General features: G+C 55.0%; 3 protein-coding genes. All 3 read right to left on the bottom strand.

The window, feature by feature from the left end; translation table 11 throughout:
* Positions 1 to 52 precede the first annotated feature (52 nt).
* The 3 genes from FD737_RS23830 to FD737_RS06595 all read right to left on the bottom strand — a co-directional run bounded on the left by FD737_RS23830 (position 53) and on the right by FD737_RS06595 (position 13,187).
* The gene (locus tag FD737_RS23830; protein WP_370523024.1) at positions 53 to 223 is read right to left on the bottom strand and encodes a type I secretion C-terminal target domain-containing protein; all 171 of its coding nucleotides are present in this window, start codon (positions 221 to 223) and stop codon (positions 53 to 55) included.
* A 9-nt stretch (positions 224 to 232) separates the two neighbouring features.
* A complete protein-coding gene (locus FD737_RS06600) occupies positions 233 to 12,181 on the bottom strand; it encodes an Ig-like domain-containing protein (protein ID WP_255491996.1) in 11,949 nt (3,982 codons plus the stop codon).
* Positions 12,182 to 12,491: 310 nt separating this feature from the next.
* A complete protein-coding gene (locus FD737_RS06595) occupies positions 12,492 to 13,187 on the bottom strand; it encodes an EAL domain-containing protein (RefSeq protein WP_160833051.1) in 696 nt (231 codons plus the stop codon).
* Positions 13,188 to 13,479: the final 292 nt, after the last annotated feature.

The following is a 13,479-nucleotide window of genomic DNA, read 5'->3' as shown; positions in this document are numbered from 1 at the left end:
AGAAAGGGGCACATCCCTGTGCCCATACTGCTTCCCTGCTTGATTTACACCGTTAAGCCGTGGTGTTTTGGTGCGGTTGTTGCAGCAGTTCCTCCAGAGATACGTTGACGCCTTCCAGCGTGACCAGTTGAGTACTGCTGTACGCCGTACCTGTACCATCACGGTCAATTGAGAGCACGGTATTGCCATCAGAAGTATGATCTACTTTGACGAAATCATTAATATTACTTGTTTAATCATTCCAGCCAATGAGCAAGTTACTGATGTCAACTTTGTCGCCTTGCGCAACATTAAAGTCGGTCCAGGTATCGTGCCCGTTACCACCAGTGGCATCCGCAGTCGCCAGCAGGTGGTATACCAGCGTGTCTGCGCCGGCACCGGTGGTGATGGTGTCGTCGTAGGCACCGCCGGTGATGGTGTCAGCGCCTGTCGTACCCGTGATGGTCGGGTGTAGATCGATGGTGAACGAGTGGGTGGTGATGGTGCCATCGGTTGCTGCCAGCGTGTAAGTGAATACCTCTTTATGCAGAATGTTTTGCCCCTCGACATTCGCATTCAGGTTATAGGTGTAGCTACCATTGGCGGCAATAGTGAGCACACCGTACTCGCCCGCAACCGAGGTGGTACCCGTACTGCTCACGGTAGTAAGATCGCCGTTTTCATTAGTGATACTCAAGGTTCCGGTATGCGTGGCAGAGGAATCACCATAAATACTGCCGCTGGCGTCATGCTCTGCAGAGGTGGTTTCAGCAACCAGAGTGCTCACGGTGATCGACGTTGCCGCACCGTTATGCAGAGTCACGGTCAAGGTGGCAGAGGTGACTGCACCACTCGCATCCCTCACCGAGTAAGTGAAGGTATCGGCTGTTGGCAAGGTATCAATGTTCAGACCCGCCTTCAGGGTATAGGTATAATCACCATGATAATCAATAGTTAAGGTACCGTAGGTGGTATTAATAACAGTGTTTCCACTTGAGGAAACTGCGCTACCTGAGACGGCGGTTACCGTGGTGCCAGTGGGTATCGTTCCTGCAATCGAACTGGTGTCATTCGTTAACAGGTTCCCGGTGACCGTCGCCGCAACCGTCACCGCCAGCGTAGTGATATCCGATACTGTGCTGATAGTGGTGGTCGGCAACACGCCCACACTCACGTTTGAACCGATAACTACTGCATAGTTGCCCGTGCCCAAATTGCTGTAGGTGATGTTGGCACCGGTTTGTGTACCCAGTGAAATCAATCCCGTTGACAGATAACTGCCGTTAGTTTGGATCAACAACCAGGTCCCATCCGTCTGCTGCTCGTACAGATACAGAGAGTAAGTTGAAATCAGACTGATGCCGCCCACAGAACCGTTCAACGTGATGGTGCGGGTATCTTCCGGCCCTACCGTGAACACATAGGCGTTACCGTTCGACAAGACAGTCGCATTCAACACGCTTCCTAAACCGACATTGGCGAGCGCCACATGCGAAACACTGGTCGTGCCATTATTGATGGTGCCTTGTGTGGTACTGTAATCCACCTCATTGGTGTCGTTTGTGGCAACTACACGAATGGCACCGACCAACGGTGTGCTGGTTGAAACGTTACCTGCCCGATCCGTCTGAGTCACTGACAGGGTAGCTCCGGTGATTTGCGCAGTAGTGAGTGAGACTGACCATGTGCCGCCCGTACCTACGGTCGCTGTTCCTATAGCTGCACCGCCTGCATCACGGACGGTGACGGTAGCGCCCACTTCACCGCTACCCGTCACCACCGTACCCGCGGTGTTAATCGCCAGACCCGATACGGCCGCAGGGGCGACGGTATCAACATTGACCGTTGCCGTGGTATTCCCTGTACTGACGTTCCCTGCAGTGTCGGTCACCGTGGTGCTCAGGGTATGAGCACCATTACTTAGTGCCGCGGGGGTGAATGTCCAGGTGCCCCCTGCCCCTACCGTGACCGAACCCAGCGCCGTTGCGCCATCAAAGATAGTCACAACTGCACCGACTTCTGCTGTGCCACTCAGTACTGGCGTGGTATCACGGGTATACGCGCCATTAGCCAGGGTGACCGGCGTTGTACCGGCATCATCAATAATCGTGAGCGTACTGGCTGATGGGGCCACAGTGTCAACAAGCAGCGTGGTTGAGGCTGCCGGACTCACGTTGCCCGCTGCATCGGTCTGAGTCACGCTCAACGTATGCGTACCGTTGCTTAAGGTGCCAGTGACAAAGCTCCAGCTTCCGTTGCTGGCAACCGTCGCAGTACCCAGCAGCGTAGTGCCTTCATAGACGCTGATGCGCGCACCCGCCTCACCGGTTCCGCTCAACAGTGGTGTACTGTCGTTGGTGACACCATTGTTTGGAATCGTGACGGGTGTATTGCCATTGTTGTTACTGGCAATCAGGCTCACAGCAGAGGGTGCCGTGGTGTCCACGATGACTGTGGCACTGGTGGTGCCACTGACATTCCCTGCTGCATCCGTCACGGTTGCGGTCAACGGATGGCTGCCCGTACCGAGCACTGCTGTGGTGAAGGTCCAGGCACCGTTGGTACCCGCCGTCGTGGTACCAAGAAGAACCCCGTTATCATAAATGCTGACACGACTGCCCGCCTCTGCCACACCGCTCAGGGTTGGTGTGGTGTCATTGGTTAAACCGCCTGTCGGTACTACCACACCGGTAATATCATTGGTAATCACCAGCGTGGTGGCGGTTGGTGCGATGGTGTCCACAATCACCGTGTAGATGCCAGAGGCTGGGCTGACGTTGCCCGCGGCATCTTTCACCGTCACGCTTAGAGCATGGCTACCGTTGGTCAGGGCAGTAGCCGGTGTGAAACTCCAGGCACCGGATCCATTGGCAGTAGTCGAACCCAGTACCGTGTTGCCGTCATACACCGTCACAATCGCATCCGCTTCCGAGGTGCCGCTGAGCACTGGCGTACTATCGTTGGTTGACCCGCCACTGGACACGGTAACATTAGGCGTCACGCTGTCGTTGGTCACTGTCAGGTTGGAGGCCGCGACCGGCACGCCTGTATCAATGGTCAATGTGATAGGGGTTGGCGTACTGACATTGCCCGCCGCATCCGTTGCCGTGACGCTCAGGTTATGCGTGCCGTCAGTCAGTGTGGCGCTGGTGAGGCTCCATGCTCCACTGCTGCTCGCCGTCGTTGATCCTAGCACCGTGTTGCCTTCACGTACGATAACGATACTACCCGCCTCTGCAGTGCCGCTCAGCGCTGGCGTGTTGTCATTGGTGCTGCCGCCGTTGGCGATGGCAATCGGTGTTGAGCCATTGTTGTTGCTGGCTGCAACCGTGACGGCGCCCGGTGCGGTGGTATCAATGGTGACCGTCGCCGCCGTTGAGCCGCTGACGTTACCTGCCGCATCGGTCACGGTCGCTGTGAGCGGATGGCTGCCTGCGCCGAGTGCCGCAGTCGTGAAACTCCATGCACCGTTGGTGCCCGCAGTGGCGGTTCCCAGCAAGACCCCGTTGTCATAAATGCTGATACGGCTGCCCGCTTCCGCCACCCCGCTTAAGGTTGGCGTGGTGTCATTGGTTGCCCCGCCCGCTGGCACAACCATCCCCGTGGTGTCATTGGTGACCACCAGCGTTGTAGCGGTCGGTGCGACGGTATCGACGATAAGAGGGAAGTTGGTTGCGCTGCTGGTATTCCCTGCGGCATCCGTCACGGTGACACTCAATGAATGCGCGCCGTTAGTGAGGGTTGCGGTGGTAAATGTCCAGGCGCCATCGGCCCCGGCAATCACGGTACCCAACACTGTGGTGCTATCGTAAACAGTGACGACATTACCGGCTACACCGGCAGTACCTGACAAGGTTGGCGTGCTGTCATTGGTGGTCGCACCACTGGTCAACTGCCCCGTCACCGGCGCCACGTCATCTGTCACAATCAGGTCCGTCACTGGCGCAGGTCCCGTCAGGGAGACGTTGACTGTCACGGTCGCCGCTGTACTCACGTTTCCTGCCAGATCCGTTGCGGTCACACTAAAGGTATGTTGCCCTTCAGCGAGAGCAGCACTGATATAACTCCATGACCCGGTGCTACTGGCGCTAACTGAACCCACCACGACGTTATTCTCACGAATAATCACCAGGCTACCAGGATCGGTGGTGCCGCTCAGTGCTGGGGTGGCATCATTCGTGATGCCATTGTTGGCGATCGGGATGGCGGTAGGACCATTATTATTGCTTAGAGCAAGGGTCAGAGCCGGAGGAAGGGTATCAACAATCACGGTAGCGGTAGCAGATGCACCACTGACGTTACCTGCGGCATCCGTGACACGGACACTAAGCACATGTGTCCCCTCCCCAAGCTCTGGGCTGTAAGACCAATTACCGCTGCCATTAGCAATGACCGTGCCTAACACGGTGGTACCATCATAAATCGTAACGGTGCTGTTGGCTTCCGCAAGACCGCTGAGTAACGGGGTGCTGTCATTGGTTGAGCCACCGTTTGGTATGACCGTATTCGGCGTGGCGTCATTGTTGGTGACCACGAGATTGGTCGCCGCCGCTGGTGCGAGGGTATCCACGATGAAATTCACTGAGGTTGACGCCGGACTGATGTTGCCAGCCAGGTCAGTCACCGTAACACTCAGGGCATGCGCTCCGTTGGTCAACGTTGACGTGGTGAAACTCCACAAGCCTTCCGTATCTACGGTAGTAGTGCCAATGATGTTCGCACCATCGTAAACGGTGATAATTGCGCCTGCTTCCGCTGTGCCTGTCAGTTGCGGCGTGCTGTCATTCGTTGACGTTCCTTCACCAATGACGACTGGCGTTGAACCATTGTTGTTATTGACAACAAGATTAACCACCGCATCGGGTGCAATACTGTCCACGTTGATCGTAACAGGACCTGCTCCTGTCCCATCATTGCCTTGCGCATCCACAACGGTCACTGAAAGAACATGCTCACCCTGGTCTAACGCAGGGGTGAAGGTCCACTGACCGTCAGCGGATGCAGTGACTGAACCCAATACGTCTGAACCATCCAGGATAGTGACCACGGCATTGGCTGTTGTTAACCCTGTCAGTACCGGGCTGGTGTCCCTGGTGTAATCGCCGTCAGTCAGCGCCACCAATGTTGAACCACTGTCATCGGTGATTTGCAGCGTGCTGGTCGCCGGAGGCAAATCTGCCTGAATGTTTAACTCAAAAGCAGGCTGTGGAGCCGCAGGGCTGACGTTGCCCGCCGCATCGGTTGCCGTGGCGGTGAAGTTGTGCAGGCCGTTACTTAATGCATCGGGCGAGAACGTCCATGCCCCTGTTGTTGCGTCAGCAATGACGGTGCCTAATAAGGCGGTGCCGTCATAAACCGAAACAATGCTGCCCGGTTCCGCGGTTCCGCCGAACGCAGGCGAATTGTCATCGGTGGTCGCGCCGCTCAGAAGATCGCCGGTTGTATCGCCGACATTATCTGTCACGGTAAGACCCGCAGGCGCCTCTGGGGCGAGGGTGTCCACGCTCAGTGTATAGGTGGATGCTGCAGAGTTGTTCCCGGCGGCATCAGTGGCCGTTACGGAAAGCGTTTGTGGACCTTCACTCAGTACACTGGTCACTACACTCCACGTACCGTCTTCAGCGACCACCGCTGATCCTACCAAGATATCACCGGAATAAACGGCGATGATGGCACCGGCTTCACTTCCGGTTCCGCGCAGTTCGGGCGTGCTGTCATTTGTGGTCGTGTTCACGGGGATGCCGACAGGATTGGCACCGTTGTTGTTGCTGACGGTGAACGTCCCGACATCCGGTGCGGTATTATCAATGGTGAGCGTAAAGTTGGTGGAAGCACTTGCATTGCCCGCATTATCGGTGGCCACAATCCCCAGATTGTAAGTTCCCTCAGCCCAGGCGGTGGTGGTGGTGTAAACCCAGGCCCCTGTCACCGCATCAGCCACTGCCGTGCCCAATATTTCACCCGTTGCGGTGTTAATAATGGATACAGTGCTACCCGGTTCTGCATTGCCACTGATCGCAGGGGTCGTATCGTTTGTCGCACCACCGTTAGTCAGGGTTACAGGGGCATCAGGATCGGCATCATTTTGTACCAGCAGAGCGCTAACAGGCTCTGGCGCCGTGATATCCACACTGATTGTAAAGCTGGTTGAAGGGCTGCTGACATTACCAATTTCATCGGTCACCGTTGCCGTCAGGGTATGCGCTCCCTCTGACAAAATTGGCGACTGGAAGCTCCATGTGCCGTCATCCAGAGCAATCGTTGAACCCAGGGCCAACTGATTGGCATCATAAATGATGACAAGGCTGCCTGCTTCTGCCGTACCGCTCAGCAGTGGGGTATTGTCATTGGTGGAGCCGCCTGCCTGCACTTCAACATTGGTCGTACCGTCATTATTGAAAACCTGCAAAGTGGCGACTGGGGGAACGTCGGTATCCACGGTGAAAGTGATCTCAGTTGCAGGGCTGAGGTTACCCGCAGCGTCCACAACGCGCACGGAAAGCGTATAAGTATCATCCGTCAAATTCGGCAGAGTGAAGGTCCATGCCCCATCACTGCCTACCGTCGTGGTGCCCAGTAACGTGTCACCGTTATAAACGTTGATAATACTACCTGCTGTCGCAGAGCCTGATAGCAGCGGTGTGCTATCGCTGGTGAATGTGCCCTCAGCATTGGTGACAGGCGCTGTGCCGTTATCGGTGCTCAGGATGATGCCTGTAGCCGCAGGCAAAGGTGTGGTATCTACTTCGACACTGAGCGTATAAGGGTCGCTGGTATTACCGGCAGGATCCCGTGCCGTGATATTTATCGTGTGCGGACCCTCTGATAGTGCGCTGGTGACAGCAATACTCCAGTTGCCCGTCGCGTCCACCGTGATCTGGCCCAATACCGTCGTGCCTTCGGTGAGGGTAATGACCGTGCCTTCCTCAGCGGACCCGCTGACCACGGGCGTGCTGTCATTGGTCAGTCCGCCGCTGGGGATAGCCACAGGCGTATCGCCCTGATCATTGCTTAACGCCAGGTTAGTGATGGACGGCGCCACGGTGTCAATAGTGACCGTGACCGGTGCACTTGCCACGCTGGTATTGCCCGCCGCATCCGTCACTGTGACAGACAAGCTGTGAGCCCCATCAGTGAGTGCAGGCGTGAAGCTCCAGTCACCATTTGCATCAGCGGTCGTCGTGCCGAGAAGGGTATCGCCGTCTGAGACCGTGATCGTGCTGTTCGCCTCAGCGGTTCCGGTCAGCAGCGGGGTATTGTCGTTCGTTACGCCACCCGCAGCAACTGGGATGGCAGTGCCGCTGGAATCGTTTGCCAGAGCGAGATTAAGAGCCGCATCCGGCACCTCTGTATCGACACTAAACGTTATCGGTGCAGAGGGCTCACTGCGGTTACCTGAGGGATCGGTGACCACGGTCGTCAGGCTATGATCGGTGCCAGAATCCAGCGCTGGCAGGGTATAACTCCAGTTGCCATTCGCGCCCACCGCCACTGAACCCAACACGTTGCTCCCATCCGATATGGTCACCACACTGCCTGCCAATGCACTCCCACTCAATACAGGCGTAGTGTCATTGGTCGCGCCGCCGTTAGTGATCGTTACCGGCGTGGTGCCCTGATCATTCGTAAGCTGAAGATTGATGGCCGTGTCTGGCGCCGTGGTATCTATGATAAGGGTAACAGGAGCGGATTCCGGACCAATATTTCCGGCAAGATCGGTGACGGTCGTGGTGAAACGATGTTCTCCCGTTTCCAGTGGCGTATCTGAAGTAAAGGTCCAGGTACCGTTATCACCCACAATGGTACTGCCCTGTTCTACGCCATCAGCGTAAACGGTCACCGTCGCACCTGCCTCAGCGGTGCCGCTTAATACTGGCGTAGTGTCGTTAGTGGTGCCATTCGTTATCGCCACCGGCGCACCGCTCTGATCGCTGCTCAATACCAAATCCGACGCGGCGTCAGGTAAAACTGTATCCACGATAAAGCCAATTGCTACAGAGGGTTCACTGACGTTGCCAGCAGGGTCTGTGACGGTAGTGGTCAGGCTATGGGCACCGTCGCTTAACGTTGGAAGCGTAAAACTCCAGCTACCATCGGCACCCACAACTGCGGTACCTAACACGTTCAGACCGTCCGATACCGTGATGACACTGTTTGCTTCCGCGCTACCCGCAGCACCGTTCAATACCGGTGAGCTGTCGTTCGTTGCGCCCCCTGCAGGAATCGCCGTGCCCCCATCGTTCGCCAGGGTAATCGCTGTCGCCGCGTCTGGCGCAGTCAGGTCGACAGAGAAAGCAAAGGATTCAGACGGATCACTAACGTTACCTGCCGGATCGGTTAAGGTGACGGTTAGACTGTGCTCACCCGCATCCAGCGCTGGCAAAGTGAAGCTCCAGCTTCCATCTGCTGCGACTGTCGTGGTGCCCAGAGGCGTCACAGCATCATTATCATAAACCGTGACAATGCTGCCCGGTTCGGCGCTGCCCGCTGCACCGCTCAACACTGGCGTGGTGTCATTGGTCGCACCACCATTGACAATAGCAACTGATGCACCGCCCTCATTGTTGCTGAGTTGAAGATTGATCGCCGCATCCGGAGCCGTAATATCAATGGTGAAGTTGATTGCCGAGGAGGCTGGACCGGTGTTGCCTGCGGGATCGGTCACGGTGACGCTCAGACTGTGTTCGCCTGCCGCCAATGCTGGCTCAAAGCTGAAGGTCCAGTTGCCATCTTCTCCAACCGTCGCTGTGCCGATTATCGTGGTGCCATCCAATACATTCACCGTACTGCCTGGCTCAGCGCTACCACTCAACACCGGCGTGGTGTCGTTGGTCGCACCGCCGACGACAATGGCATCGCCATCGTCATTTGCCAATGAGACATCCGTTGCGGCCAGAGGCGCTGTCACGTCAATGATAATGGCGACAGGCGCGGAGGCCGGACTGGTATTACCGGCCAGGTCTGTCACCGTTGTGGTCAGGGAGTGGGTCCCTTCCGCCAGCGCAGAGGTGGTGTAACTCCAGCTCCCATCGGGACGGACACTGACTGAACCCAATACGGTGTTGCCATCCGATATCGTCACGGTGCTGCCCGGTTCAGCCCGACCACTTATTACCGGGGTACTGTCGTTGGTAGTCTCACCCGTAATCAGTACGGCAGTTCCTGACTGATCATTACTCAGTTGGATATCAAAGGCCGCCTCAGGTGCAGTGGTATCAACATTGACGTTGATCGGCGCTGAAGCAGAACTGGTATTCCCCGCGGGATCGGTCACGACCGTGGTCAGGCTATGATCGCCCGGTGTCAGCGTTGGGGTATAGCTCCAGTTCCCATTCGTATCGACCGTGACGGTACCCAGCAGCGTGCCGTTGTCAGAAATGGTCACCGTACTACCCGCTTCAGCAGTACCGCTCAACACCGGTGTGGTGTCGTTAGTTGCCCCTGTCGTGACAGGAACAAGCGTACCGCTTAGATCGCTACTCAGTTGGACATTCTCCGCGGCCGCAGGGGGCAGCGTATCAATAACAACGGCAATAGGATCGGATGCCGGGCTGGTATTACCTGCCGGATCAGTCACGGTGGTGGTAATGTTATGTGGACCATCGGTCAAAGGAGGCAGGGTGTAAGTCCATGTGCCATCCTCACCGACCGTTGTGGTGCCTAATACCGTTGTGCCGTCTGAGACAGTAACGGTACTGCCCGGTTCGGCATTGCCATTAAGTTGTGGTGTGGTGTCGTTGGTTGAGCCACCGTCTGCGATCGGAACGTCGGCATCATTGCGAAGCTCGATGCCCGATGCGGGTAAAGGCGCAACGGTATCAATGGTGACAGTAATGACATCAGATTCAATGGTGTTACCCGTGGCATTGACATAGCTGGACTGGAAGGCATGCGGACCATCAGGCAAAGCATCCGGCGTAAAGGTCCATTGCCCATCACTATCGGCTATCACGGAACCCAGTACGGTGCTCCCGTCGATTAAGGTCACTACCGCCCCGGCAACGGCCAAACCACTCAATACCGGAGTGGTATCTTGCGTACTGGCGCCATCAGCCAAAGCCACCAGGGTGTTTCCACTATCATCGGTCACCTCCAGCGTAAGGGTTGCTGGAGGTAAATCCGCTTCAACATTGACTTCAAATGGCGGGGTAGCTTGGCTGACATTACCTGCTGCGTCGGTAACGGTGACGGTCAGGCTATGACTACCATTGGTCAACGGCGCAGTAGTGAAATTCCATGAACCTCCTACGCCTGTGGTAACAGAACCTAGCAGAGTTAAGCCATCGTAAATGCGAACGACAGAACCCTCCTCTGCCTGGCCTGAGAGATCCAGTGTATTGTCATCGGTGGTCTCTCCGGAAGCCAGGGGGCCCGTCGCCTCACCGACATTATCTGTGACCACTAACTCACTGGCTGCCGCGGGTGCCACCGTATCCACGGTGAAGGTCAGTGGCTCTGAAGCAGGGCTGACGTTACCCGCACGGTCAGTCACGGTGGCAGTCAGACTGTGCGCGCCATCCGTCAGCGTTGGGCTGGTGAAAGTCCAACTGCCATTGCCGCCGACGGTGACTGAACCGAGTACGGTATCGCCATCACGCACGGTGACCACGCTACCGGGCTCTGCGGTCCCGCTAAGGGATGGGGTGCTATCGTTGGTCGCGTCGCCGGGAACAATCGGCACAAGGGTGCTTCCGTCATTATTATCCAATGCCAAATTTGTTGCGGTATCAGGGACAACGGTATCAATGTTGATGGTGATAGTGACAGAAGAAGTACTATTCCCTGTGGCATCGGTAATAGTGACATGAATGGCGTGTGAACCGTCAGCCAGTGCGGCGGGCGTGAAGACCCATTGCCCATCCGTACCCGCTACCACGCTGCCCAGCACGACTGCACCGTCATACAGGGTAACCACGGCTCCCGCGGTGGTAAGCCCACTTAGCACCGGAGTGTTGTCATTGCTGTAAGCACCATTGGTCAGCGGAACCAGCGCAGGACCGTTATCATCGTTGATTTCCAACGTGGAGGTTGCTGGAGGCAGATCCGCCGTCACGCTGAAGTTAAACGGATCTGTGGCTGCACTCACATTGCCCGCCGTATCGGTAACCGTCACAGTCAGGCTGTGCGCGCCATTACTCAAGGCTGGCGTGGTGAAACTCCAGGTGCCGTCCGCCCCAACGGTTGCAGTGCCGAGCAGTGTAGTGCCGTCATACACGCTAACGTAGGTGCCCGGTTCAGCAGTACCGCTGATAGTCGGGGTATTGTCATCGGTAGTCGAGCCAGCGGTTAATGGGCCTTGCGTACCGCCAACATCATCACTGACCACCAGACCAGCAGCCGCAACTGGTGCAACGGTATCCACGATAAACGTGATCGGATCGCTGGAGCCGCTGGTATTGCCGGCCGCATCCGTCACCGTGGTGGTAAAGCTATGCTGGCCTTCAGCCAACGCAGGCGAAGTGAAGCTCCAGTTGCCATCAGCTCCCACCACGACGGTTCCAAGCAGTGTGCTGCCATCGTAAATACTGACTGTAGCACCCGCTTCTGCGGTGCCGGTCAGCGTCGGAGTATTGTCGTCAGTGGTGACGCCGTTAACAATCGCGCCCTGAATCGCGCCAACATTGTCGGTAAGCGTTAAGTTGGTCGCAGCAGTCGGTGCAGTAGTGTCACCACCACCATTGTTGCCACCGCCGTTATTACCCCCACCGTTGTTGCCGCCGCCGTTATTCCCGCCGCCATTGTCGCCGCCGCCGGTATTTCCATCATCGACCGCTGCATTACCACCGCCGCCGCCCGATGAACCAGCAAACATCGCACCCAAGCCCGCCAGCGCCGCACCACCGATACCGAAGGCGGCAATCGTGCCGTCATTGGTGGTGTTCTCAGCTAACAGCCCTTCGGTACTGTCGATGTTGACGTACTGGAAGCCATCAGTGCCCGGATCTTCGACCCACCACAGCGCGCCTTTGTCGTCCTGCAGCACCAAATCGCTATCGCCAGCTGCGGTGTAAAAGTTATGAATAACAACGACTTCACCAGACTTTGTGGTGACGACCAAATCATTACCATTGCGTGTGAAAGACTTAATATCTGATTGATTAAGGTGAAGTTTAACTACGCTTGGCGCAGTTAAATTGACTTGAGAGCCGCTAACTTCAGAGGCTACTGTCCCACCTTTAGGAGTGATAGAGATATTATTCATTTTATCGAAATCCCGCGCAGTTATTAAATTCCATAAAAACGCCCGGTATCCGCAGATACCGGCTTCAATGGCGAATAATCCAGATGACTATTCACTTCTTCTCTTGGTCGATTTCATACAAACTCATGATGAAATCGCGCTGAGCCGAGTTAAGCCTCCATCCTGGGAATGGGCTGGGTTTATTTTTCAGCGGAACAAAGGGGGAAATGCCTTTATTTTCCATTGGGCGAGCACAAATCAAATTGAATGCAATGAACCCATTTTTAGACTTTTTTTCTACCCCGATTGTAGTGGCCGAACCCGCACAAACTCAGGATTGCTTAAGAAAATCATTTAGATAGACACTCTGCCAGTGATAGCCCTGCATACCGTAGATCGCTTTATGCGCCAGCAAATCGAGGTGTGATGGGTTTTCAACGCCTTCAACAATCACGCCTTTGCATAATTGGTTGAGGTGGCTAAGCAGCGTGTCAAAAATGTGACCGTCGCCAAATTGCCAAAAAAAATCTTTGTCAATCTTGACGATTTCAAATATTCCGCTATTAAGCATGGTCAGGTTGGAATAACCCGGACCAAAGTCATCAAGCCATAAAGGGGCGTGTGTCACTTTCGCGACACCTTTTAATATCAGCAGGTCTGCGCTGTTAAAACGCGCGGTAAAGAAGGCGGATATCTCTAAACGCAACAACGTTAAACTCGCCAGTTTTTGTTGTATTTCAGCATCTTCAAAAATACCGGCGACGATATCTCTATCCACATTTACACTGACTACCTGATCAGACCCTTTCTGGTATAGCTGAATAAGTTTTCCGATCTGGTGGAGGAATAACTGCCATTTCTCGTCAGCAGGAAGCCGACTGAAGAACCCCTCATCCCTGCAAGGGTTACGTTTATTATTAATATCTGCATCATCTGAGAATCGGGTTAACAATTCCCATGCAATCAACTCGCCGGCTTTACCATGAACGGATTCCAGCAAGAAAATGTATTCAGGTTGATTGCTCATTTCACAGTCCCTTCCGCAACTTACTGATACTCCTGAACTATCAGGATTACTCATGTGAGATGTAAGGGAAACATCGATAACTCTTAACACGTTAACTGAAGCCTAACGTACAGCTTACAGTTTGCAAAATAGATTTCAGTAAAGACTCAACCACACTTCAATCGTTTAAATCTATCAATTTGCGTAGTAAACTTAATTTACTTTCACAAAATTATCGGATAATTCCTGGAAAAATTTAAGTTAATACCATCCTTGACAGATACCAAAACAACTAACACATTGAATTTATTGT

It is taken from the genome of Pantoea sp. Seng, from assembly GCF_009829935.1.
In the GTDB taxonomy this organism is placed as follows: domain Bacteria; phylum Pseudomonadota; class Gammaproteobacteria; order Enterobacterales; family Enterobacteriaceae; genus Pantoea; species Pantoea communis.
Note: the sequence above shows the minus strand (reverse complement) of the source record. Positions and strands in the feature narration are given on the sequence as shown.